This is a genomic window from Hymenobacter lapidarius (assembly GCF_001816145.1).
In the GTDB taxonomy this organism is placed as follows: Bacteria; Bacteroidota; Bacteroidia; order Cytophagales; family Hymenobacteraceae; genus Hymenobacter; species Hymenobacter lapidarius.
In genome coordinates, this window is the sequence record NZ_MDZB01000126.1 from 1 (window position 1) to 23,968 (window position 23,968).

22 protein-coding genes and 1 pseudogene are annotated in these 23,968 nt (G+C 64.1%); 11 read left to right on the forward strand and 12 right to left on the reverse strand.

Going from position 1 to position 23,968, the window contains the following annotated elements:
- Nucleotides 1-227: 227 nt before the first annotated feature.
- Nucleotides 228-911 carry a haloacid dehalogenase type II gene (locus BEN47_RS14315; protein ID WP_083322447.1) on the forward strand — a complete coding sequence of 228 codons (684 nt, stop codon included), beginning with the start codon at nt 228-230 and terminating at the stop codon, nt 909-911.
- 99 nt (nt 912-1,010) lie between these two features.
- Here BEN47_RS14315 and BEN47_RS14320 read toward each other — a convergent pair whose 3' ends face one another.
- The 7 genes and pseudogenes from BEN47_RS14320 to BEN47_RS14350 form a co-directional block, all read right to left on the reverse strand.
- A complete protein-coding gene (locus BEN47_RS14320; RefSeq protein ID WP_070729081.1) occupies nt 1,011-2,309 on the reverse strand; it encodes an efflux RND transporter periplasmic adaptor subunit in 1,299 nt (432 codons plus the stop codon).
- A 7-nt stretch (nt 2,310-2,316) separates the two neighbouring features.
- On the reverse strand, nt 2,317-3,699 hold the full coding sequence (locus tag BEN47_RS14325; RefSeq protein WP_158011031.1) for a heavy metal-binding domain-containing protein: 1,383 nt from the start codon (nt 3,697-3,699) through the stop codon (nt 2,317-2,319).
- Nucleotides 3,683-4,948: a TolC family protein gene (locus tag BEN47_RS14330; protein ID WP_070729083.1), complete on the reverse strand. Its 1,266-nt coding sequence runs from the start codon at nt 4,946-4,948 to the stop codon at nt 3,683-3,685. The genes BEN47_RS14325 and BEN47_RS14330 overlap by 17 nt, the downstream gene beginning before the upstream one ends.
- Nucleotides 4,949-4,951: 3 nt before the next feature.
- Entirely contained in the window at nt 4,952-6,844 is a 1,893-nt protein-coding gene (locus tag BEN47_RS14335; RefSeq protein ID WP_070729084.1) for an efflux RND transporter permease subunit, read from the reverse strand.
- Nucleotides 6,841-8,183, reverse strand: a pseudogene (locus BEN47_RS14340) (efflux RND transporter permease subunit). Before BEN47_RS14340 ends, BEN47_RS14335 begins: the two are co-directional and overlap by 4 nt.
- A 63-nt stretch (nt 8,184-8,246) precedes the next feature.
- The gene (locus BEN47_RS20620) at nt 8,247-8,510 is read right to left on the reverse strand and encodes a heavy metal-binding domain-containing protein (protein ID WP_125921696.1); all 264 of its coding nucleotides are present in this window, start codon (nt 8,508-8,510) and stop codon (nt 8,247-8,249) included.
- 343 nt (nt 8,511-8,853) lie between these two features.
- The gene (locus tag BEN47_RS14350) at nt 8,854-9,261 is read right to left on the reverse strand and encodes a hypothetical protein (RefSeq protein ID WP_070729086.1); all 408 of its coding nucleotides are present in this window, start codon (nt 9,259-9,261) and stop codon (nt 8,854-8,856) included.
- A 132-nt stretch (nt 9,262-9,393) separates the two neighbouring features.
- Here BEN47_RS14350 and BEN47_RS14355 point away from each other — a divergent pair, with 132 nt between their 5' ends.
- Nucleotides 9,394-9,999, forward strand: a complete 606-nt coding sequence (locus BEN47_RS14355; RefSeq protein ID WP_070729087.1) for a peroxiredoxin-like family protein — start codon at nt 9,394-9,396, stop codon at nt 9,997-9,999.
- Nucleotides 10,000-10,158: 159 nt separating this feature from the next.
- Entirely contained in the window at nt 10,159-11,487 is a 1,329-nt protein-coding gene (locus tag BEN47_RS14360; RefSeq protein WP_070729088.1) for a DUF2254 domain-containing protein, read from the forward strand.
- A 61-nt stretch (nt 11,488-11,548) separates the two neighbouring features.
- Here BEN47_RS14360 and BEN47_RS14365 read toward each other — a convergent pair whose 3' ends face one another.
- Genes BEN47_RS14365 through BEN47_RS14375 form a run of 4 tightly spaced genes read right to left on the reverse strand, consistent with a single transcriptional unit; the run spans nt 11,549 to nt 14,070 of the window.
- The gene (locus tag BEN47_RS14365) at nt 11,549-12,376 is read right to left on the reverse strand and encodes an SDR family oxidoreductase (protein WP_070729089.1); all 828 of its coding nucleotides are present in this window, start codon (nt 12,374-12,376) and stop codon (nt 11,549-11,551) included.
- Complete coding sequence (locus BEN47_RS22710; protein ID WP_317039521.1) at nt 12,366-12,722, reverse strand: Rossmann-fold NAD(P)-binding domain-containing protein; 357 nt, start codon at nt 12,720-12,722, stop codon at nt 12,366-12,368. The genes BEN47_RS14365 and BEN47_RS22710 overlap by 11 nt, the downstream gene beginning before the upstream one ends.
- Entirely contained in the window at nt 12,668-13,381 is a 714-nt protein-coding gene (locus tag BEN47_RS14370; RefSeq protein ID WP_317039522.1) for an NAD-dependent epimerase/dehydratase family protein, read from the reverse strand. Before BEN47_RS14370 ends, BEN47_RS22710 begins: the two co-directional genes overlap by 55 nt.
- A complete protein-coding gene (locus BEN47_RS14375; protein ID WP_070729090.1) occupies nt 13,381-14,070 on the reverse strand; it encodes a TIGR04283 family arsenosugar biosynthesis glycosyltransferase in 690 nt (229 codons plus the stop codon). The genes BEN47_RS14370 and BEN47_RS14375 overlap by 1 nt, the downstream gene beginning before the upstream one ends.
- Before the next feature lie 261 nt (nt 14,071-14,331).
- On the opposite strand from BEN47_RS14375, the gene BEN47_RS14380 reads away from it, so the two are divergent.
- A complete protein-coding gene (locus BEN47_RS14380) occupies nt 14,332-15,132 on the forward strand; it encodes a DUF547 domain-containing protein (RefSeq protein WP_239691617.1) in 801 nt (266 codons plus the stop codon).
- Nucleotides 15,133-15,249: 117 nt separating this feature from the next.
- Nucleotides 15,250-15,873: a DUF6134 family protein gene (locus tag BEN47_RS14385; RefSeq protein WP_083322444.1), complete on the forward strand. Its 624-nt coding sequence runs from the start codon at nt 15,250-15,252 to the stop codon at nt 15,871-15,873.
- A gap of 146 nt (nt 15,874-16,019) precedes the next feature.
- Here the strand turns inward: BEN47_RS14385 and msrA are convergent, their stop codons facing one another.
- A complete protein-coding gene (msrA, locus tag BEN47_RS14390) occupies nt 16,020-16,709 on the reverse strand; it encodes a peptide-methionine (S)-S-oxide reductase MsrA (protein ID WP_070729092.1) in 690 nt (229 codons plus the stop codon).
- A 463-nt stretch (nt 16,710-17,172) separates the two neighbouring features.
- Here msrA and BEN47_RS14395 point away from each other — a divergent pair, with 463 nt between their 5' ends.
- The 6 genes from BEN47_RS14395 (at nt 17,173) to BEN47_RS14420 (ending at nt 23,554) form a co-directional block, all read left to right on the forward strand.
- Complete coding sequence (locus BEN47_RS14395; RefSeq protein WP_070729093.1) at nt 17,173-17,850, forward strand: response regulator transcription factor; 678 nt, start codon at nt 17,173-17,175, stop codon at nt 17,848-17,850.
- On the forward strand, nt 17,847-19,100 hold the full coding sequence (locus BEN47_RS14400) for a sensor histidine kinase (RefSeq protein WP_070729094.1): 1,254 nt from the start codon (nt 17,847-17,849) through the stop codon (nt 19,098-19,100). The genes BEN47_RS14395 and BEN47_RS14400 overlap by 4 nt, the downstream gene beginning before the upstream one ends.
- Nucleotides 19,101-19,179: 79 nt before the next feature.
- Complete coding sequence (locus BEN47_RS14405) at nt 19,180-19,878, forward strand: phosphatase PAP2 family protein (protein WP_125921697.1); 699 nt, start codon at nt 19,180-19,182, stop codon at nt 19,876-19,878.
- A gap of 247 nt (nt 19,879-20,125) precedes the next feature.
- Nucleotides 20,126-21,100 carry a GDP-mannose 4,6-dehydratase gene (locus BEN47_RS14410; protein WP_070729096.1) on the forward strand — a complete coding sequence of 325 codons (975 nt, stop codon included), beginning with the start codon at nt 20,126-20,128 and terminating at the stop codon, nt 21,098-21,100.
- Between the two features lie 25 nt (nt 21,101-21,125).
- The gene (locus BEN47_RS14415) at nt 21,126-22,703 is read left to right on the forward strand and encodes a glycosyltransferase family 39 protein (RefSeq protein WP_070729097.1); all 1,578 of its coding nucleotides are present in this window, start codon (nt 21,126-21,128) and stop codon (nt 22,701-22,703) included.
- A gap of 143 nt (nt 22,704-22,846) precedes the next feature.
- Nucleotides 22,847-23,554, forward strand: a complete 708-nt coding sequence (locus BEN47_RS14420; RefSeq protein WP_070729100.1) for a phosphatase PAP2 family protein — start codon at nt 22,847-22,849, stop codon at nt 23,552-23,554.
- Nucleotides 23,555-23,968 lie beyond the last annotated feature (414 nt).

A 23,968-nucleotide genomic window follows, 5' to 3' on the forward strand; every position in this document is an offset into this window, starting at 1 on the left:
TAAGAACGTCATGCTTCGGCTGCGCTCAGCATGACGTTCTTAGTGGATACTGTGCACCTACTACTAGACGGCTGTCTGACTGAATTGGGCCTTTCAGAAAAATGCGGGCTAGGGCAGCCTGACGCGGCAGGGGTTGCGTAAGCAGGCGCATGGTTACGCGACGCTTTGTTTTATCCTTCCTCGCCTTGGCCACTGCGGTAGCGGCCCTGCCCTTTTCCCTGTCCGCCATGACTGCTGCCCCTAACCGCCCGAAGCTGCTGATTTTCGACGTCAACGAAACCATGCTCGACCTGAGCAAGCTGCAGCAGGCTGTCAATCAGGAATTCAAGTCTGAAACGGCCTTCAAACAGTGGTTTGCGCTGCTGCTCCAGTATTCGTTGGTCGATACCGTGACCGGCAACTACCACAACTTCGGGCAGATTGGCGACGCGGCCCTCGATATGGTGGCTCAGGCCCTGGGCCAGCCATCTCGCCCCGCGACCCGCAAAAAGGAGCTGCTCACCCTCATCACCGAGCTGCCCCCGCACCCCGACATCATTCCCGGCCTCACGGCCCTGCAAAAAGCGGGCTTCCGCATGGTGACGCTCACCAACTCGCCCGATGCCACGGTGCAGAAGCAGATGGCCTACGCCGGCCTCACCGGCTTTTTTGAGCAGCTACTCAGCATCGACTCGCTCAAGCGCTACAAGCCCCACCCCGATACCTACCACAGCACCTGCAAGCAGCTGAAAGTGGCCCCCGCCCAGGCCATGCTGGTGGCCGCCCACGGCTGGGACACGGCCGGGGCGCAGCTGGCGGGCCTGCAGGCCGCCTTTATTGCCCGCCCCGGCCAACAGGTGTACCCGCTAGCCCCCGCGCCCACCCTCACCGGCCCCACCCTGCCCGACATTGCCCGGCAGCTCATCGGGTAAAGGGAAAGTCGGTTGTTACCACAAAGCAGCCAAGGTAGCCGCAGTAGCCGCAGCATGACTGTTCTTTCTGTACGACTACAAAAATCCCGGCGCCACCGCTCACATCTTCATGCCTTCCATGCCCGCCATGGGCGTGGCGCCTTTCTGCAGAATGTATTCGCTGTTGAGCAGGTAAGCGCCATTTACGACGACTTCCTCCCCGGCTTTGAGGTTAGAGAGGATTACGACTTGCTGGCCGGTCTGGGGCCCCAGCTTCACCACGCGGTTTTCGAAGCGGCCATCGGGGTTGCGCACCCACAGGCTGTTGCCGGCCGATTCCTGCAAAACGGCCTCGATAGGTACGCGCAGGCTACCCGCTGCCACCGGCTGCGCCCGGCGCACCGGCCCCACGGTTTCGACCACGGCCTGCAGACCGGGCGTGTACTCCCGCTGCGGATTGGGAATCTCGACCCGCACCAGCGCCACCCGGCTTTCGCCGGCCAGCTCGGGGCTGCTGAAGCTCACCCGGCCCGGCACCACGCGGCCCGGAAACGCGGGGAAGGACACCTGCACGGTTTGGCCGTCGCGCAGGGGCTGGTCGGAGGCGTAGCGCTGGGCCTCTACCCACACCGAGCTCAGGTCGGCCAGCTGCAGCACGGCGCTGCCCTCGCTCACGTAGTCGCCCTCGCGGATGTTCAGCGTCTGCACGATGCCGCTGCTGGGGCTGAAGTAGGGCATCGGGTTCAGCACCTTACCCGAGCGCAGCAGCGTGGTAATCTGGCGGGACGTCATACCCCACAGGCGCAGCTTGGTTTGGGCCGCGTCGGCCAGCGGGGCATAATCGATTTGCTGGCCTGATAGTTCGCGCATTTGCGCCCGGGCCAGCAGCAGCTCCTGCTGGGCTTTGAGCAGCTCCTCGCTATAGATAGCAAACAGCGGCGCGCCGGCCCGCACGGTTTCGCCGGTGGCCCGCACGTAGAGCCGGTCGATGCGGCCGGGCACGCGGGCACTCACCTGCACCAGGTTTTCGGGGTTGAGCACCACCCGGCCCGTGAGGCGCAGGCCGGTTACCGGGGCCGCGCCGCTGGTGCCATCCGCCGGGCCCGTCTGACCCACTTTGGCCACCTGAATGTTACCCAGCCGCACTTGCTCGGCGCTCAGCTGCAGGGTGCGGGCGCTGCCAGTGGCGCTGGCCGTGGGCTTGTTCACCGCAATCAGGTCCATGCCGCAGATGGGGCAGTCGCCGGGATGGTCCTGGTGCACCTGCGGGTGCATGGAGCAGGTGTAGTATCGACCCAGCGCGGCCGTGGCCGAGGTGGCTGTGGCATCGGCTTGCGGGGCTGAGGCGGTGGCGGGGTCATCCTTACGCCCGCAGGCGGCCAGCCCAAGGCTGAGGCCCAACAAGGCCAGGTTTCGCATATTTCTACTATTGCGCATCGGCCACGGGTTTGATAAAAGATTCGCTATCAACCATATACTGCCCGTTTTCGGCAATCCGGTCATCGGGGCGCAGGCCGCGAACTACCTGCACCTGCGTGCCACGGCGGGCCCCGGTTACCACGGCCACGGCCAGCAGGCGCGGGCTATCCGGCTGCTGGCGAAAGACCACCTGCCGGGTGCCGAGGTCAACCACGGCGGTGGCCGGCACCCACAGGCCGTCCGACGCTGCCGGAGGCGTGATGCGGCCCGTCACGAGCTGCCCGATTTTGAGCTGCCCGCCAGGGTTGGGCAGGTACACCCGTGCCGTTACGGTGGCGGCGTCGCCGGCCAGCACGGGTTCCAGCAGAGCCACCCGGGCTTGCAGGGCCGGGGACTGCGGCCGGTCGTTCAGCGTAATTTCTACAGGCTGGCCCGGCTGCACGGCGGCCACGTCGCGGGCGTACAGCTGCAGGCGCGCCCACACCTGGTCGGTGTTGGCCACCTGCAGCACGCGCTGCCCGCGTTCCACGTACTGGCCCTCCCGAATGGCGAGCTGCGCGGTCTGCTCCAGCGCCGTGCCTTCCGGGACCGCGCTATTTTGCTGGCTCATGCCCGATGCTCCGGCGGCAACCGCGGGGCCCGTTTCCATCGCGTAGCCGCTCACCGGACTGAACACGCTCACGCTCAACTGCGGCCGACCGCGCTGCTCCACGGCCCGCACCTGTGCCGCCGTGAGGCCCAACAGCATCAGCTTCTGGCGCGAGGCCTTGAGCAGGGCCCGGTCGTCAGGGTCGTTGGTTTTCAGCAGGAACAGCAGGTTCTGCTGCTCGGTCACCAGCTCGGGGCTGTAGATGTCGTAGAGCTTCTGGCCGGCGCGCACCGGTTGGAACTGGTAGCGCACGTACAAGCGCTCGATGCGCCCGCCGAAGCGGGCGGCCACGTTTTCGAACCGGCGGGGGTCGTAGGCAATAGCGCCCGGCGCGATAATGGTCGTCGCCGAGTCAGCCGTTGGGGAAGGCTGCACCAGTTGTACCCGCGACAGCACCTGCTCGTCGGGGGCAGGCACCGTGCCGCCCGCATTGGTTCCGGTAGCCGAGGCCGCCGGGACCGGGACCGTAGTCATCATGTTGGCTTTTTTCACCAGATTCATGCCGCAGATGGGGCAGTCGCCAGGCTCGTCGCGCAGTATCTGCGGGTGCATGGAACAGGTGTACACGGCGGCCTCTGCCGCCGGGGTGGCGGCTGCTGGGTCACCCGCCGGAGCGTCCGGCTTGCCGGAACAGGCCGTAGCGGCCAGGCCCGCGAGCAGCACGGCCAGCCGGCCCAGTCCGGCCAGCCAGCGCGACGGACGACGCTTGGCGGCGGAGGCGGGGCTATTGTTCAATTTCACGCTCATAGTCGGTTTGTAGCTGCACGTATTCCATTTCCTGATTCACGGCTTCGAGGCGGGTGGCGCGTAGCGTTTCCCAGGCCTGCAGCACGGCGGTGAGTTGCTCGGTATTCTGCTCGTAGGCCAGCAGGGTGGCGCGGTAGCTCTTCAGCACGGCCGGTATAATGCGCTGTTCGTACAGCGCTATCTGCCCGGCCTTGGCCTGCAGCCGAGCCAGCAGGCCCGAGGCCTTGCCGGTGGCCTGCGCCACCAGCGCGGCGCGCTCCTCGCGCAGGGCCACGGCTTCCAGGCCCAGCGCCGCCACGTTGGCCTTGTAGCCGCGGGCGGCCCAGGGCGCAATCGGTATCGACACCATCCCTTGCAGGGTGTACAGGTTGGGATTGTTGCTGCCTAAGGCGTTCATGTGCTGGTAGCGCACCCCGAATTCGGGTTTGCGGCTGGCCAGCTCCAGGTCCTGCTGCAGGCGGGTGCGGGCCAGGGTTTGGTCGAGGCGGCGCACGTCGCTGCGGGAGCGGGCCAGGGTGGCCGTGTCGGGCGCGGCGCGGTAATCGGGGCGGGCGTAGGCGGAGTCGATGTCGAACGGCTCGTCGGGCCGGCGGTTCATCAGCGTGTTCAGGGCGATGCGCCGCTCGTCAATTCGGCCCTGCACCTCCAGCTCCTCGGCTTGTTGGCGCTGCAGCTCGGCCTTGGCCCGGAAGGCGTCGCTGAGCTTCTCGCCGCCGTACTTATAGCGCAGCTCGATGGAGCGGATGATGAAGCGCAGCAGCTCCTCGCTGCCGTCGAGCACCCGCTGTTTTTTGAGCAGCAGCGCCCAGGTGTAGTAGTGCTGCCGGGCATCGGCCAGGAGCTGGTTGCGTTCGTAGGCGCGGCTTTCCTGCTCCACGCCGGCGCGACTTTGCAGGTAGCGCTCGTTGGCCCGCTGCCGCGCGCCGTTGGGAAAGTTCTGGTCCACCGACAGCATAATGGAGCCCTGCCGCATCACCGGGCCGTTGTCGCTGGCGCGGGGCGAGTTGTAAGGTATCATGAAGGGGCCGCCGCCCACGGTGGGCGGAGCCCAGGTGCGGGCGCCTTTCGCGTAGGCATCGGCCGCCCCAATCCGGGCCTCGTAGCGGCGCAGGCTGGGGTTGTCGCGCGCCACGCGGCGCAGCACCGAATCGAGGGGCAGGCGCGACCCTTGCTGGGCCGTGCCCAGGCGCGGCAGCACCAGCAGCAGCGCCCCCAGGGCATAAGCTAACAGACTTACTTTCATAACTTAATGAGTAATTGCCGGGATTTCCAGCCGGCCGTGTTTGCGCAGCTCGTATTCCTTGGTCATTTCAAATACCACCGGCGTCACCAGCAGAATGTGAATGGAGGAGGTGAACACGCCCCCAATCAGCGGCAGCACGATGGGCAGCATCACATCGGCCCCCACGCCCGTGGCCCACAGCACCGGCACCAGCCCAAACAGCGACACCGACACGGTCATAATTTTGGGGCGCAGCCGCTTGGTGGCGCCGTCCATCACGGCCGCGCGGATGTCGGCGTTGGTGAGGGCCTCACTAGAGTTGCCCTTTTCGGCCACCAGTTTCTGCACGGCTTCGTTGAGGTAAATCACCATCAGAATGCTGGTTTCGACGGCCAGCCCAAACAGGGCAATGAAGCCCACGGCCACGGCCACCGACAGATTGATGCCGAAAAAGTAGACGATATACACCCCGCCAATAAGCGCAAATGGGATGGTGACGATGTTGAAAAATGCCTCCTTCAGCGAGCCAAACGTGAAATAGAGCACCCCGAAGATGATAACCAGCACGATAGGAATGATGAGCTGCAGCGTGCGCGTGGCCCGCAGCTGGTTTTCATATTGGCCGCTCCAGTCCAGGAAATAGCCCTTGGGCATCTGCGTAGGCAAGGTTTCGAGCTGCTGCTTGGCTTCCTCCACGGTGCCGCCCAGGTCGCGGCCGCGCACGTTAAACAGCACCGTGCCGCGCAGCAGCGCATTTTCCGAGTTTATCATCGGCGGCCCCTCGGCCACCCGGATGTCGGCCATGGCCGAAAGCGGAATGGGCCCCGCGCCGGGCGTCTGCACCTGCAGGTTGCGGATGGCGGGCAGCGAGCTGCGGAAGTCCTGCGCGAAGCGGGCATTCACGCTGAAGCGCTGCCGGCCCTCGATGGTGGTAGTGAGGGGCATGCCGCCCAAGGCCGATTCCACGAGCAGGTTCACGTCGTCGATGCTGAGGCCGTAGCGGCCGATTTCGTCCTTGCGGATGGAAATATCCAGGTATTTGCCCCCGGTGATGGGCTCCACGTACAGGTCTTTCACGCCGGGCACGCCGTCGAGCTGCTGCTTGATGCGGGTGGCTAGCTGGTAGATGGAATCGAGGTTCTGGCCGTACACTTTCACGCCCACATCGGTGCGAATACCGGTGCTGAGCATGTTGATGCGGTTGATGATGGGCTGGGTCCAGCCATTGACTACGCCCGGAATCTGGAGCTTGCCGTTGAGCTCGTCCACGATTTTGGCCTTGGTCATGCCGTCCCGCCACTGGTCGCGGGGCTTGAGCAGGATGATGGTTTCAATCATCGAAATCGGCGAGTTGTCGGTGGCCGTGTTGGCCCGGCCGGCCTTGCCCAGCACGTGCGCCACTTCCGGCGTGGCCTTTATAATGCGGTCTTGCACCTGCAGAATGCGCTTTACCTCGGTGTTCGATACGTCGGGCAGGGTCACGGGCATGAACAGAATGCTACCCTCATCGAGCGGGGGCATGAACTCGGTGCCCAAACTAAAAAGCATCGGCAGGCTGATGAGCAGCGCCAGGATGTTGAGAGCCAGCGTGGTTTTGCGCCAGCGCAGGCACCAGCTCAGCAGGGGCGTGTAGAGTCGCTCCAGAAACCGGCCCAGCGGGTTGCTGCTTTCGGGCTTGAGCTTGCCCTTCAGCAAAAAGCTGATGAGCACCGGCGCCACGGTGATGGCGATGAAGGCATCGACAAGCAGGATAAACGTCTTGGTCCAGGCCAGCGGCGAAAACAGCTTGCCCTCCTGCCCGGTGAGCAGAAATACCGGCAAAAACGACACGATGACGATAACCGAGGAGTAGAAAACACCTGGCCCGACCTGCTGACAGGCTTTTTCGATAATGCGGTTGCGTTCTTCGCGGGTCATACGGCAGCGGTTTTAGGGGCGGGCGCGGCGTTGGCGTCGGTGGTGGCGGCAGTGGCCGGGGGCAGACCCGCCTGCTCGGCGGCCTGGGCGTCGGCGAGGTGGCGGTACACGTTTTCGACCACCACGATGCCATCGTCCACAATCACCCCAATGGCCAGGGCAATGCCGGTGAGCGACATGATGTTGGAAGTGACGTGGAAGGCTTCCAGCAAAATGAAGGCAATGACAATAGACAGCGGCATCTGAATGAGAATAATCAGGGCGCTGCGCCAGTGGAAGAGGAAAATGAGCACGATGACGGACACCACCAGCATCTCCTCCAGCAGGGTGCCTTGGATGGAGGCTACGGCCTTCTCAATCAGCGTGCTGCGGTCGTAGGCGATGGAGAAGCTGACGCCCGGCGGCAGGCCTTTCTGCACCTCGGCCATCTTCGCCTTCACGGCTTTGATGACGAGGTCGGCATTCTCGCCGTAGCGCATCACCACAATGCCGCCCACGGCCTCGCCCTCCCCGTTCACGTCGAAAATACCCAGCCGGATATCCCCGCCCATCTGCACCGTGGCCACGTCCTTCACCCGCACCGGCACCGACTGGTAGGTGCCCACGGGCATGTTTTCCACGTCCGCAATCGACTTGATATAGCCCAGCCCGCGCACGATGTAGCCCATGTCGCTGAGCTCGAACTTGCGCCCGCCCACGTCGTTGTTGTTGGCCTTGACGGCCCGCAGCACCTCGCCCAGCGGGATGCGGTAGTAGTTGAGCTTGGTGGGGTCGAGGTTGATTTGGTACTGCTTTTCGAAGCCGCCGAAGGAGGCGACTTCGCTCACGCCAGGCACGGTTTGAAGGGCAAATTTCACGTACCAGTCCTGCAAGGCGCGCTGCTCGCCCAGGTCCATGCCCTTGGCGTCGAGCGTGTACCAGAGCACGTGGCCCACCCCCGTACCATCGGGCCCGAGGGTGGGCGTTACCTGCGGCGGCAGCAGGCGCTGGGCGTAGTTGAGGCGCTCCAGCACCCGCGAGCGGCCCAGTACAGGTCCACGTCGTCTTCGAATAGCAGGTACACGAAGCTCATTCCGAACATCGAGGTGCCCCGGATATTCTTCACCTTCGGCACCCCCTGCAGGTTCGACACGAGCGGGTAGGTTACCTGGTCCTCAATCACCTGCGGGCTGCGGCCGGTCCACTCCGTGAATACGATAACCTGGTTTTCGGACAGGTCCGGAATGGCGTCGATGGGGTTGCGCAGCATCGAATACAAGCCCCAGCCGAAGAGGCCGGCCGCCACCAGCAGCACCAGCACGCGGTTGCGCAACGCCAGCGAAATGAGTTTATTAACCATAGTAAAGGAGAAGGAACAGGGAACAGCCGGCGAAAACGGCGCGGGCCTCAGGGGCCGGCTGGGTTACTTGGCCGCAGTGGTTTTGGTGAGGTTCATGCCGCACTTGGGGCATTTACCGGGGTGGTCGCTGTGCACTTCGGGGTGCATCTCGCAGGTGTAGTCACCTGCCATCATGCCGTCCGGCGAAGCCATCATGCTGCTGTCGGCGGGGGCTGTGGTCATAGTGGTCGTATCGGTGGTGGTTTTGGTGGTGGCCTTGTTGTCGCAGCTGCTGAGCAGCAGGGTGGTGGCAGCGGTCAGGGTCAAGAAAAGCAATGGAGTACGCATGGGATTTGGGGAATGAAAAGTGAGGGGAAATGATTGGAGAAGAGTTAGGTTGCACAGGCCCCTTTAGGGACTAACGCAGTTTTTCGGCTCGTGCATGGATTCGTTCAACGGAGCGCCTCATCCCCCGGCCCCCTCTCCGAAAAGGAGAGGGGGAGCCAGACGACTATCGGCTGAAGCAAGACCGGTGTCCCCTCTCCTTTTCGGAGAGGGGGTCAGGGGGTGAGGCGCTCCGTCGAACGACTATGAACTCGGGATAAACCCAAACCTCGCCCGCGCCAAAACGCACAACCCTGCCGGGCATAGCAATGCTATGCCCGGCAGGGTTGTGGCACAAAACCGTGGTTCAGACGGTCAGGGAATGCAGGAAAATCCGAATGTCGGGGATTTTGGGGGGCAGGTACCGGGTGGGCACCAGGGCCACTTTCTGCGTCCTGCTCCACCGCACAAATCGGGGGGAAGGCAGAAAAACAGCCATGTCTGGCAGCAGCGCCGGCGCCGCAATCAGAAAGGAATGGGCCTGCGGAGCATCCTGGGCGGCCAACAGGCGGGCAATGCCGCGCTTGTTGCAATCCGGGCTTTTGGCGTCTTTGCCCTTGGCCGTCGTATTGCCCACGCAGCAAGCGGCCCGGCCACTTTCGGCAAATGGGTCGCCGGTGCCGATGCAAAAAGCCTGCCCCGCGAACACGCCCAGGTAGGTAACCAGAAAGGTTACCGCCGTCAGGCGTCGTAGCAGGGAGGTAAGGTGTCGCATCGTGAATCACCCAACGCTGAAACCAATAAGATAGTTTTTGCCGCCCCCACATGCCCCACCCTCGCAGGACTTGAAAAGGGACGTTGGTGCTGCTGCCAGCCGGTGCTGTCCCCGAAGAGTTACCTTGCGGCCATGATGAATTATCAACTGACACTCACAACTCTCCTATTCTCCGCGCTGCCGCTGGTCGGACGCGCCCAGTCTGCGCCCGCTCGCACCGCCGCGCCGCTGGCCGTGGGTACCGTGGCCCCGGCCTTCAAAGGAAAGGATGCCGCCGGACGGCCTGTGGAGTTGAAGCAGCTGCTGAAAAAGGGGCCGGTGGTGCTCTACTTCTACCGTGGCCAGTGGTGCCCCTACTGCAACAAGCAGCTCAGCCAGCTCCAGGACTCTCTGCAGCTGCTCACCGCCAAAGGGGCCCAGGTGGTGGTGGTAACGCCCGAAACCCAGGAGAACATCGGCAAGACCGTGGAAAAGACCAAAGCGGCCTTCCCCATCGTGCAGGACCAGGGCTTCGTCATCATGAAAGCCTACAACACGGCCTTCACCGTCGACCCCGCCACTGCCCTCAAGTATAAAGGGTTCGGAGTGGATTTGAAGAAAGCCAACGCCGCCTCCGACGACGTGCTGCCCGTGCCGGCCACCTACGTCATCGGCCGCGACGGCCGCATCAAGTTCACCTACTTCAACCCCGACTACAAACAGCGCGTGTCGGTGCGCCGGATAGCCGCCGCGCTGTAGCGGCTTCCCTTCTGCCGCTAGCGCAGCCGGGAAGCCACATCAAGTGCCGTTTGCAGCAACGATGGTACGTCCTAAGTGGTCCACAATGAGCTTTCTGGTGATGCAGGCCGCCACTGTGAATGGCTACACCTTGTCGAAAATTTCGCTAACTCCCCGCCCATGGTGCGTTTTCGTTTTCTCTGGCAACGCCTTCAAGAGTCCCTGTGGTTTGTGCCGGGGCTGCTGGTACTGAGCGCCGTGGGCCTGGCCTACGGGCTGGTTACATTCGACGCGCACACGTCCTTTGCTGGGGCCAAAAGGTTTCCGCTACTGTTTGGGGCCGGAGCCGAGGGCTCGCGGGGAATGCTCACGGCCATTGCCGGCTCCATGCTCACGGTGGCCGCGCTGGTCTTTTCCCTCACGCTGTCCACCATTTCGCAGGTCAGCAGCCAGTACTCACCGCGGGTGCTGCGCAATTTTATGCGCGACCGGAGCAACCAGGTGGTGATGGGCTACTTCGTGGGCGTGTTTGTGTATTGCCTGCTGGTGCTGGGCACCATCCGCTCCGTCGACGAGCAGAAGTTTGTGCCGGCCACGGCCGTACTCGCGGGCCTGGTGCTGGCACTGGGAGGCGTGGTGGCACTCATCTTCTTCATTCACCACACGGCCGAATCCCTGCAAACCGGCACCATCCTGGAGCGCATCAGCAACGACACGGCTGAGAGCATCGAAAAGCTGTTTCCCGCCGAAGTAAGCGAGCCGGCGCCCGAATCAGCGAAGCCCCCGCTGTGGCTGGGCAACGGGCAGGTGGTGCATCCCGACGAGCCGGGCTACGTGCAGCACGTAGACGCGGCAGCCCTGCTGCGCTGGGCCAACGAACATCGGGCCTTTGTGCAGCTGGCACAGACAGTGGGCGCATTTGTAAGCGAGCAAGACGTGCTGGCTTATGTGCAGCAGGAAGAGCCCGGAGCCAAGACGCTGGATGCCGAGGCGCTGGCGGCGCTGCGCGGCTGCGTGGGACTGGCGCGGCACCGCAGCAGCGAGCAGGACGTTGGCTTCGGCCTGCAGCAGCTGGTAGATATTGCCCTGAAGGCCCTTTCGCCGGGCATCAACGACACCACCACCGGCATCATGGCCATCGACCGGCTGGGGATGCTGCTGCAGCTCCTGGCGGGGCGGCCCCTCCCCACCAGCCTCTGCGCCGACGACGAGCAGCATCCGCGGGCGTGGCTGCCGGCCCCCGACTTTGCCGGCTACCTGCGCCTGGCCTTCGATTTGGTGCGCATCAACGCCCGTGGCAATCATGCAGTGCTGCTGCGCCTGCTGGATGCCTTGGCCGGCGCCGCCGACGCGGCCCGCCCCGCCGGACGCCGCGCCGCCATTGGGGAGCAGGCCCAACTGCTGCGCGACTACGCCGAGCAGACCCTGACCACCGAGTACGAGAAACAAGCGGTACGAACCCGTTTCGCCGAGCTGAGTGCGCGCTGGCAGATAGCAACGCCGATGTGAGCCCGGATGCGCAGCTTTTAAAGAAGAACTAACCAAAGCCAGAAATCAAGCCGCCAGCGGATTACTCATAAAATTTCCGCAGCCGGCGCTGCGTAAGTAGTACCACCCAGTCGCCGACCCGGGGCAGCAGCGAATGCACCACCAGAATGAGGCGGCCCAACGCGGAGATGACCGTGCGCCGCCGCCGCTGCCGCACGTGGCGCACGATGATGGCCCCCACTTCCGCCTGCGACTTCTGCCAGCGCGGCGGGCGGTGCGCAATGGGCACGGGCCGGCCCGCCGCATCCAGCACCCGCTTGTCGGCATCGTTCTGCGTGAACCCGATGTGCACCACCCCAAAATGCACCCCGCTGTCGGCCAGCTCCAGGCGCAGGGTGTGGGCCAGGTTGGCCAGCGCGGCCTTGCCGGCGCAGTAGGCCGAGCCGCTGGGCATGCCGTTGAGGGCCGAAATGGAGGAGATAAACGTGACGCTGCCCTGCGCTTGCAGCAAATGCGGCAGGGCTGCTTTGAGCGGGTACACGGAGCCGTACACGTTGCTATCGAGCACTTGCCGGAACACTTCGGGCCGCATGTCGGCGAAATAGGCGCGCTGGGAGATGCTGGCATTGGTCACCAGCACATCGAGCCGGCCAAAGGCGTCGATAGCCGTGGCCACGAGGCGCTCGCAGGCCGCAAAGTCAGTCACGTCGGCCACGCAGGCGGCTACCCGGTAGCCCTCGGCCGCCAGGGCCTGGCGGGTGTGCTCCAGGCGCTCGGCCTGCAGGCCATTGAGCACCACCGCGGCCCCCAGCCGGCCAAAGATGCGGGCCGTTTCGCGGCCAATGCCGGACTCGGAGCCGGTGATGAGGACGACCTGACCCGCAAGGGGGCCGGCAGGGTTACTGGACATAGCCATGGGTTGTAAACCAGTCGAAGGCTTCGGCAATGGCTTGTTGAATAGAAGTTTGGGGCAGGGCCAGCTCGGCGCGGGCTTTCTGCGGGGTGAAGTAGTGGCCGTCGTTGGCCACGGCCACCATGGCCGGGTTTACCTGGGCGCGGCGGCCGGTGAGGGCCGCCTGCCAGCTGCAAAGCCCGCCGTAGAGCGTGGCCAGCGGGCGCGGCACGGGCCAGCGCGGCGCGGCCACGCCCAGCACCCCGGCCATCAGCCCAAAGGCCTCGCGGTAGCTCAGGTTCTCATTGCCTAGAATGTAGGAATCCCCCACCCGGCCCTGCGTGAGGGCGTTGACGGTGGCCACGGCCACGTCTGCACGTGCACGTAGTTTTTGCCGCCCCGGGGATAGCCGGGCAGCCGGCCGGCGTGCAGTTCCAGCAGCAGCGCCCCGGAGGTGGGTTTGGCATCGCCGGGCCCCAGCATGAAGGTGGGGTGCACCAGCACGGCGGGCAGCTGCTCGCGGGCCACGGCCTGCAGCACCAGGTCGGTAGCGGCGCGCTTGCTGTCCATGTAGTCGAGGCCGTAGCGACGGCCGGCGTAAGGGCGGGTTTCATCACCGGGCTGCTGCCGCGAGCCAAAGCCGAAGACATTGGCCGTGCCCACGTACACCAGGCGGGCGGCGCCGGTGGCCCGCGCCAGGCGCAGGGCCAGCTCGGTGCCGCCCAGGTTGGCGGCCCACACGGCGGGGTTGCGGGCCGGGTTTACCTGGGCCAGGGCCGCCGCGTGAATAATGGCCCCGCAACCGGCGGCCGCGTCGGCCAGCGCCGCGTGGCCGGGCGTCTGGGCCAGGTCCATCTCACAGATTTCGATGGGCAGGGTGTGCAGCAGCGGTAGCGGAGAGGCCGCCGCCTCCCGGCCGGGCCGCACCAGCGCGCGCACGGGGTGGCCACGGCGCAGCAGCTCCGCCACGAGGTGGCGGCCCAGAAAGCCGTTGGCCCCGGTCACAAGCACGCGCGGAAGCATCACCGGTAGTTCAGCAGGGCCTTGTAAGTGCGGGCAATGCGGGTGGGCGGCAGCTTTAGAAAGTACATGGAAAAGGCAGTGAGGTTGGCCAGCTGCACGCGCAGCCAGCCGTTGGTTTCGTACTTGCGGGCCGACACCACCACGTCCTGCGGCACGATGTAGAAGCTGGCCACGCGCCGGATGCGCTGGATAATCTCGAAGTCTTCCATGATGACGAACTGCTCATTGAAGCCGCCCAGCTGCTCAAACAGCGCCCGGGTGATGAACAGGGTCTGGTCGCCGCCCCGGCTCATGATGCCCGTGAAGCGGGTGCCGTAGCTGTTGATGCGCAGCAGCGGGTGCGGCGAATCGAACCGGAAGCGGTAGCAGCCCGCCGCGTAGCCCCGGGCCACGGCCTGCCCAATGGTGGCCACGTAGTCGGGGTGAATGCGCACGTCGGCGTGCACGAAATAGAAATGGTCCCCTTGGGCGTGCGTTGCCCCGTAGTTCATTTGGGTGGCGCGGCCGGCGGCCGGCGATTGCAGTACGGTGGCCCCGGCGGCGCGGGCGGCGGCGGCGGTGCCATCGGGGCTGCCGGCGTCCACTACCAGGATTTCTACGGCATCCGGTGCTGCGTTGAGGCGCAGCTCGGCCACCAGCCGGCCAATGTTGGCGGCTTCGTTGCAGGTGGGAATAATGACGCTGAGCATTGAGGCAGGATGGCTATGGATGTACAAATTCCGCAATAATTTGCAAAGCTGCGCTTTAACGGACCGATGAGCCTCTGCAGCGGTTAAATGGAACCGGCGCGGCTCTCGGACGGGGCCGTGGGATGGGGCCGCCAGGGCGGCGGCCCTCGTGGCAGCCTTTTTGCATTCTACGAAACTACGCCGGCCCGGAGATTGCCAGGGAGCAATCTTTATAGCGGCGCTTTCCCGTATACTCCTGTTATGAATGTTATGAACAAACTCATGAAATCCTCCACCATCGCGGCACTGGTCCTGGCCGCCGGCACGCTGACCACCGTGGCTATGGTAGCGCCCGGCCTCAACCCCGTGGCTGGCCCCACTTATACTGTAGCCGCCGCCAGTGCAGTGGTCGACCACGGCGCCTTCGACAAGCTGCTCAAAAAGCACGTTTCGGCGCAGGGGCTGGTCGATTACAAGGGCTTTAAGGCCGATGAGCAGGCTTTCGACCAGTACCTGGCGATGCTCAGCAAGAACCCACCCGCCGCCAGCTGGTCCAAAAACGAGCAGATGGCCTACTGGATTAACGCCTACAACGCCTACACCATCCGCCTCGTGCTCGACCATTACCCGGTGCAGAGCATCAAGGACATTGGCTCGAAAATCAAGGTTCCGTTCGTGACCACGCCCTGGGCCATCAAGTTTTTCAGCATCGGCGGCGAAAAGACAAGCCTCGACAACATCGAGCACGGGATTTTGCGCAAGAAATTTGACGACCCGCGCATTCACTTTGCGCTGGTGTGCGCCTCTATTTCCTGCCCGCGTCTGCGCAACGAGGCCTTCACCGCGTCGGAGTTGGAAAAGCAGCTCGAAGACCAGGCCCGCGATTTTGTGAACGACCCGACCAAGAACAAAATCGGTAAGTCGACGGCCCAGCTCTCGAAGTATTTCGACTGGTACAAGGGCGACTGGGAGAAAAACGGCCAGTCGGTGGCGAAATGGGTGAACCGGTACTCCAAGACCAAAATGAGTACCAGTGCCAAGGTTGGCTACCTGGATTACAACTGGAACCTGAACAAGCAGTAGGGCGCGGGACTACCAACTTTCCAGACTACCTAGATGCCTTCCAGATAGGCCCTTAGTGGGAAGGCCATGCCGCCTGTCGGTGCGCATGGCCTTCCTTTTTTTATTACCTGCCCACTAATGCTCCTGCCACTTTCCGCCTTGTTTCTGCTCAGTGCCCTGGCGCCGCCCACGCCGCCCGCCGCCCGGCCCGCTGCGGCCGAGGTGCGGCACTACGGTATTGAGGTGGCAGGCATTCGGGTGGGCACCATGACGGCCACGCGGCAGGCCGCAGCAGGAACCGAGGTGACGTACTCGCTGGTGAGCGATGTGAAGGTAAATTTCCTGGTTTACCGCCTCAAGATTTATTACCAGGTGATAAACCGCTTCCGCAACGGGCAGCTGATGCTCTCGACGGTGGAGGCGCATACCAACCAGGGCGATTTTTCCTCCCGCGCCGAGTGGAAAGGTGACCACTACGACATCGTGGCCAAACAGTACAAGCATGAGTATACAGCCACCGAGAAGCAGCCTATTCGGTACGCGGTGACCAATCTGTTTTTCGCCGAGCCGCCGCCCGGCCAGGCCCGGGCCTATGCCGAATACTTCGGCGACTACTTTGCCCTGAGCCGCAACAAAACGGGCAACTGGCGGGCCCTGCGCGACGGGCGCGAGGACGAGTACCAGTACGTGAACGGGCAGCTCGTTACCATCATCAAGAAAAACCCGCTCCGGAACTTCATTATCCGCCTGCTGCCGGAGTAGCGCGAAGCTGCTTTCGTGGGCTCAGTAAACCCAGTGCTGCCGCGCCTCCCCGTCGTACTAACGAAAAAAGCATCCTCTCATCCCAGAACGATTTGTTCTTCGGTGAGAGGATGCTTTCTTCGTCAGCATGACAGGCGACAAGCTATTTACAGCGGTTTTTTCAGTAGCTCGGGGAATTTGTGGCGAAACTTCTCCACTTTGGGGGCCGATACGTTTTGCACATACCCCGACTCGGGGTGGAGGCGGAAGTAGCCCTGGTGGTAGTCCTCGGCGGGCCAGAACTTCTGGAACGGTACCACCTGGGTGACGATGGCGCTGCCGTACTGCTTGCTGGCATTGACGCGGGCAATGGCGTCGTCGATGGTTTTTTTCTCGGCGGGAGTGCGGTAGAACGCCACGGAACGGTACTGCGCCCCGGCATCGGGGCCCTGGCGGTTGAGGGTGGTGGGGTCGTGGGCGGCCCGGAAAAACACATCCACCAGCGTGGCAAAGCTCACTTCTTTCGGGTCGTAGTACACCTCGATGGCCTCGGCGTGGTCGGTTTCGCCCCGGCCCACCTGCTCATAGGTGGGGTTCGCTTCGCGCCCCCCGCTATAGCCCGACACCACGGCGTTCACGCCTTTGAGTTCTTCAAACACCTCTTCGGTGCACCAAAAGCAGCCCCCGGCGAAGGTGGCCGTGGCCAGGCCCTGCATGTTGGCGGGCGCGGGCCCGGCCGTGGACCGGACCACGGACTGGGTGGTGGTTTGCTGGGCTCCGGCGGGCTGTTCGGTGCAGGAAGCCAGCAGTAGCAGCAGCAATAGGGCCGCCAGGTTGGTTTTCAAAAAACGAGTCATATGGATACAGTCCTAAAAGGAAGATGAAAAAAGTAGCGACCGGGCCGCCAAAGCATACCTACGCAAACCCACTCCGGCCGGACGTTGGGCACCAACTGGGCCGGACCTTGCGCCGTCCGGCGTGCTTCGGGGCCGGGCAAGAGGGTCGTTCAGGCTCGCAAACACCCCTTTGCGCGATTTGTTCCCTCCTCCTCTACTTTGCCCCCGTGCCTGGCGCAGGCCATTGCGCTGGGCAAACACCTGGTTTGTGCTACTATGTGGCACCACCGATACTTTCCGGACTCGCGCAGAGCAGCAGAACAGCAACATCCCGACGCCTCAAAAAGGGCGTCCGCAGGGGCGCATCCAAAGGCTGCAAAGGAACGACGCGGGAACAGAGCCGCCAATGGGGGGATGGGCCGGCCATCAGAAAGTCTTCAGATTTGCAGCCTACTTTGCGAGCTATATCCTTTCGCGCCCCCCTGTGAAACTGCTGATTGTAGAAGACGAGCCGGCCCTGCGCTCCTCGCTGGTAGAATACCTGCGCCAGGACGGCTACGTGGTGGAAGTGGCGGTGAGCTACGGGGAGGCCCACGAGAAAATCAAGCTTTACCGATACGACTGCGTACTGCTGGACCTGACCCTGCCCGATGGCAACGGGCTGGACGTGCTGCGCACGCTCAAGGCCGACAACTCGCCGGCCGGCGTGCTGATTATCTCGGCCCGGGGGGCACTCGATGATAAAGTACTGGGCCTGGAACTGGGGGCCGATGACTACTTGGCCAAGCCCTTCCACCTTTCCGAGCTGAGCGCCCGCCTGAAGGCCATTATCCGGCGGCGGCAGTTCCAGGGGCAGCGCCAGCTGCTGTTTCAGGAGCTCACGGTGTTTCCCGACCAGGCCCAGGTGCTGGTGCACGGCGCGCCGGTGGTGCTCACCCGCAAGGAATACGACCTGCTGCTGTACCTGCTCACGCATCCGGGCCGCGTGCTCACCAAGGAATCCATTGCCGAGCACGTGTGGGGCGATGCCGCCGACGCGGCCGACTCCTTCGACTTTCTCTATACCCACCTCAAAAACCTGCGCCGCAAGCTGCAGGACAAGGGAGCGGCCGATTACATCCGCTCCGTGTACGGGGTGGGCTACAAATTCAGTGCAGAATGAAGCTGCTGACCGCCACCAACCGCTACTACGTGCTGCTGGCCAGCCTGCTCTTCACTATCGGGAGCGCGCTGCTGTACTTTGGGGTGTTGTGGGCGCTGCAGGGAGAAGTGGAAGAGCGGCTGTTTCAGCAGCGCGACTACCTGCGGCGGGAAGTGCGGCGCACGGGGCACCTACCGGGCACTCCTTTTGAGGGTCGGATGCAGTTGAGCGCCCGGCCCCTGCCCGAAGTTTTGCGCGATGTGCTGCTGCTGGAACCGCTGGAAAACGAGCTGGAACCCTATCGCCAACTCACGTTCCGGCTGCAGCTGAACGGGCAGACGCGGTGGGTATCGCTGAGCAAGTCGCTGCTGGAAACCGAAGACGTACGGCGCCTGATTGAGTGGCTGCTGCTGGGGGTGCTGGGCACGCTGCTGGTGAGCATGGTGCTGCTCAACCGTTGGCTGGCGCGCTGCCTCTGGGCACCTTTTGAGCGCACCCTGCAGCAGCTGAGCGCCTACGACGTGCGCCAGTACCAGGTGCTGCAGCTGCCCGGTACCCGCATCGAGGAGTTTGCGCAGCTCAACCTCACCCTCACCCGCCTCAGCGAGCGGGTGGCCGCCGACTACGCCTCCCTCAAGGAGTTTACCGAAAACGCGGCCCACGAAACGCGCACGCCGCTGGCCATTATGCAGGCCAAGCTGGAGCAGCTGCTGCAGCTGCCCGACCTGCCCGCGCCGGCCGGCCCGCTCGTGGCCGACCTCTACGCCGCCGTGCAGCGCCTGGCCCGCCTGCACCAGGGCCTGACGCTGCTCAGCAAAATCGAGAACCAGCAGTTTGCCGCTGCCGTGCCGGTGCACCTGCAGCAGCTCCTGACGGAGAAGCTGCTGCAGCTGGAGGAGTTCATCGAAGACAAGCAGCTCCGGCTGGAAACGAGCCTGCCCATGACCGAAGCGCTGCAGCTACACCCGGCCTTGGCCGACTCGCTGGTGAGCAACCTGCTGCACAACGCCATCCGGCACAACCACCCGGGCGGCCTGCTGCGGGTAGTGCTCACGGCCAAAGAGCTGACCATCAGCAACACGGGGCCGGTGCTGGCGGCCACGCAGAACCCCGCGCAGTTTTTCGAGCGGTTCCGCAAGCATAATCCTTCCTCCGACTCCCCCGGTCTGGGGCTGTCCATCGTGCACGGTATTGCCTCGTTTTACGGGTTTGAAGTGCGGTACGAATACGCTGCTGAGCAGGCCCTGCACACGTTGCGGGTGATGTTTTAGAGGCCGGCCGGCCGCCGCGGCTACAGACTTCCTACAGAATTGACCAATAGGTTTACCACCTCCTTCGACCGAATTCTCCATGCCCCGATACCTGCTTGCGACGCTGGCTTGTTTGCTGCCCTGGCTGCCGTTGCGCGCCCAGCAGCTGCCGGCAGCGCCCGCCCACTCCCCAGATTCTCTGGTTGCGCAACGGGCCGCCCCCGTGCCGCAACGCCTCTGGCAGCGGTCCACCGTGCGGAAGCTGCTGCCCCCGGCGCTGCTACTCACGGCCGGGGCCCTGACCACCCACAGGGTGGCCCTGCTGGAAACAGACGAGGAAACCCGCGAGGAAATCCGCGAGCACCTGAGCCAGCCCCTCACGCACCTCGATAACCAGATGCGCTACCTGCCCGGGGCCGTGGCGCTGGGCCTGGGCCTAGCGGGCGTGCCGGGGCGCCACAAGCCGGTCGACCAGCTGCTGCTGGCGGCGCTGGCTTTCACGCTCAACGACGCGCTGACCGGCAACCTGAAAAAGCTCACGCACGTGCAGCGACCCGACGGCTCCGATTTTCATTCCTTTCCGAGCCAGCACACCAGCTTGGCCTTTGCCTCCGCCACGGTCTTGCACAAGGAGTACGGCGGGCGGAGCCGCTGGTATAGCGTAGGGGGCTACTCGGTGGCGGCGCCACGGCAGGCATCCGCATGGCCAAAGACGTGCACTGGCTTTCGGACGTGCTGGCCGGGGCGGGCGTGGGCATTCTGTCGACCGAAGCAGCCTACTGGCTGTATCCGCGGGTAACGAAGCCGCTGCGCAAGGTGATGGGCAACCGGGCCCTGGTGCTGCCCAGCTACCAGCAAGGTGCTCTTGGGGCCACCGTGGTAGTACAGCTGTAGATTGGCGTTCTTTGTTGAATCACCGCTCAGTTTTTTAATTGTTTATGGCCGCCGGGCCACCCTATGGTCCGGCGGGGCTACGGACTTGGCGATAAGCTGGCACCCAACCCACCAAGGGGCAAACCCACCGGCTAATTTCTGCTGCTTCCCTGATGCTTACTTGTTTGGTTACCGGCAGCGCCGGCTTTATTGGCTCCCACTTGTGCGAGCGGCTGCTGGCTGATGGCTGCCGCGTGGTAGGCCTCGACAACTTCGACCCGTACTACGACCGCCAGCTGAAAGAGCAGAACCTGGCGGCGCTGCGCCAGCACCCCCGGTTTTCTTTCCACGAAGCCGACCTGCGCCAGGGCCCTGCCGCGCTCACCGCCGTCCTGCCGGCCCTCGCCTACGATGCCGTGATTCACCTGGCCGCCAAAGCCGGCGTGGCGCCCTCGCTGCGGGAGCCGGCGGCTTACATGGAAAACAACGTCCTCGGCACCACGCATCTGCTGGAGTGGATGCGCGAGCGGGCCGTCCGGACGCTGCTATTTGCCTCCTCCTCTTCCGTGTACGGCAACACGCCGGTCATCCCCTTTGGCGAAGATGAGCCGCTGCTGGCACGCTGCATTTCGCCCTACGCGGCCAGCAAGCTGGCCGGCGAGGCCCTTACCTTTACCTACCACCACCTCTACCAGATGAGCGTGCTCAATGCGCGGTTTTTCACCGTGTACGGCCCCCGCCAGCGTCCCGACCTGGCCATTCATAAGTTTGTGCGGCTGCTGCGGGCCGGGCAGCCCATCCCGGTCTACGGCGACGGCAGCACCTCGCGCGACTACACGTTTGTGGCCGATACGGTGGAGGGCATTGTGCGGGGCCTGAACTACCTGCTGCAGCACCCGGGCACCTACGAAACCGTGAACCTGGGCAACAGCCACCCGGTGGCCCTGCTGGACCTGATAGCGGCCGTGGGCGCGGCTGTGGGCGTGGTGCCGCAGCTGGCATTTGGGCCCGAGCAGCCCGGCGACGTGGCCACCACCTACGCCGACAACACCAAGGCCCACCGCCTGCTTGGCTACGCGCCCCGCACGCCGCTGGCCGAGGGCCTGCGCCAGTTCGCGGCCTGGCTCGATGACAAACCGGCCCATTGAGTTTCGCCGCCGCGCACGCGCTGATATGGAAAGCATTGGCATAGAAAAGCCTGCGCACACCGGCAAGGTTCCGAAGGCGTTGCTGCTGTTTCTGCTGCTGCTGGCGGTGGCACTGGGCATCGGGCTGGGCAGTTGGGGGCCCTTGGAAAGCAGCGAGGCCCGCTACGCCGAAATCGGGCGGGAGATGCTGGTGTCCGGCGACTGGCTGCATCCGCGGCTGCTGGGCATCTATCATTTTCACAAGCCCCCGCTCACCTACTGGCTCACGGCGGTGGGCCTGGCCCTCACGGGCTCCTCGGTGGCGGGCGTCCGGCTGCTGCCGGTACTGGACGTGCTAGCGCAGGTGGTGCTGGTGTACGGAATGGGCCGGCTGTGCTTCGAGAATAACACCCGCCGGGCGCTGGGCGCGGCCATCCTGTACGGCACGTTTCCCGTGGTCTGGATTTCGGCCCTCAACGTCACGACCGACGGCTACCTGGCTACCTGGGAGCTGGTGGCGGCCTACGGCGTCCTGCGCCATTACCACCGGGGCGGCTGGGGCGGGCTCTACGTTTTTTGGGGCGCGCTGGGGCTGGCGTTTCTCACCAAAGGGCCCGTGGGGCTTCTGCTGCCGCTGATGGTCGTGGTTGGCTTTTACTTTCGCGGCCAGCGGGCGCGGCAGCCCTTCACATGGCACCATGCCGCGGGGCTGGCGCTGGTTATTGGAGTGGGCTTGAGCTGGTACGGGTATCTGGTGGCCGAAAACCCGGCTTTCCTGCGCTACTTTCTGGTGGGGCACACCGTGGAGCGGTTCGCCAGCGCCGAAGCGTTTGGGCGCGCCAGACCCTGGTGGTTCTACCTGGTGCTGGTGCCGGCCACCAGCCTGCCGTGGTCGGGCCTGCTGCTGACGCGGGCGGTGCGCACGGGCTGGGAAGCCCTGCCGCCGCCGTGGCGCAGCGTCTGGCTGTGGTGGGTGCTGGTGCCGGTGGGGTTCTTTTCCCTGTCGCAGTCGAAGCTGCTGCTGTACGTGCTGCCGGTTTTTCCGGGGATGGCGCTGCTCACCTCTTACTACCTGCACCAGCTGCCCGCTACCGGGCTAGCCCGCTGGAGCACCGGCCTGCTGGTCTTTTGGACCGTGGTGCTACTGGTACTCGCGGCGCTGTCCTTGGCGGCAGGTCTCACGCACCTAGTGGTGCCACTGCCGACTATTGGCGTGGCGGCGCTGGGCGTGGCGGGCCTGGTGTACCTGGCCAGATACAGCCGCCTGGCCCCGGAAAAACGGCTATTGGGGGGCGCTACAGTGTTTATGGTGGCCCTGCTCCTGGCTGCCAAGCCGCTGCTCCATACCAACGAACTGGCCTTCAACGGCACCCAGCCCGTGGTGGCGGCCCTGCAACAAGCCGGCCTGCGGGGGCGCCCCGTACTGGTATACAACGAGCTGCTGCCTTATCTTGCTTTTGCACTGGGCCGGGTGCCGGTGTCGCTGTATGCCGGCAACCACAACCTGGTGCGCGAAACGCAGTTTGAGGCTGAATCCCGCTGGCGCGCCACTTGGCTGGACCTCAGCGGGCCGCCCCCCCCGCGCTGGACTCGCTGCTGCGGCAGCGCCCCGTGCTACTGGTAAAAGGCGAGGTGCACCCCGAGCACCAATGGCTGCTGCAGCGCCTGCCGCAGCGCAGCGATGTAGGTAAATGGCGGGTCTATTATGAGCGGTAAGCACTGTTTTCTACTGCATTAAACGCTGCCTGCGCTACTGCTATGACCCTGATGCACTCCCTTTGGGGCTTCCTCCAACTGCTCTGGCGCAACCACCGCAATCTATTGCTGGGCCTGCTGCTGGGGTTTATCGGCCCGTGGCTGGTATTTGTCAAAGTGGGCCAGGAGGTGTGGGAGGGCGATGGGCTTCCCCTGGACCAGGCCATTCTGGAATTGCTCCACCGGATGAGCAGTCCCAATCAGGACGCCGTTGCGGTGTGGATGTCGCGGGCCGGCGGCACCTTCTGGACGCCGCTGGTGGAAGCAACCGTGCTCCTGGGCCTGCTGCTGGCCGGGCCGCGCCGGGCCGCGCTGTTCTTTTTCTTGTCGGTAGGCGGTGCCGGGGCGCTGAACCTATTTGCTAAGCTCCTGCTGGCCCGACCCCGCCCTACGCTCTGGTCGTCCATCGCCCCGGAAACTTCCTTCAGCTTCCCCAGCGGACACGCTATGGGCGCTGCGGCCCTGGCCCTGGCGCTGGGCATGCTGCTCTGGCCCACCCGGGCGCGGTGGGTGGTGGTGGTACTGGGCACGGCCTGGGCCCTGCTAATGGGATGGTCGCGCGTGTACCTGAGCGTGCATTTCCCCTCCGACGTGCTGGCCGGCTGGGTAGGCTCCGTGGGCTGGGTAGGAAGCATGCACCTGCTCTTCGACCGGTCGGCGCTGGACCTGCGCCGCCTGTGGAGCGATGCGCACACCTACTGGCTGGCCCAGCGCGGCTAATCACCATACTGCCGTCTGTCAGAAAGCTCACGCTGCCATCCTTCCACGCTGGCGGGTCATGCGAAGGGCACCTTTAGCTTCGGATTAAAAGCCACACCTGCATATGTATGCAGTAGGCCTTCCCCGAAATATACCCTGCTGAATACCTACTTAACGCACCACCACAGCTCCTACAGATTTACTTCAGAAACGTTGCTTAACCTTGTGGACCAGCTTGGCTCGTATTGTTTCTTGCAAGTGGGGCCACTGATTTTTAACTGAAATAACAGTAGTTACAATGCCCCTGAATAACCCGGCTCCCGAATCGCAAACTCTGAAGCTGTTTAGAAAGTAAAAGGACTCCCAAAAAAGCGCGAAATTTGAGTTACGACACTCCTTTTTTCGCATTTTAATGGAAGTCCTGTCCAAAGATAT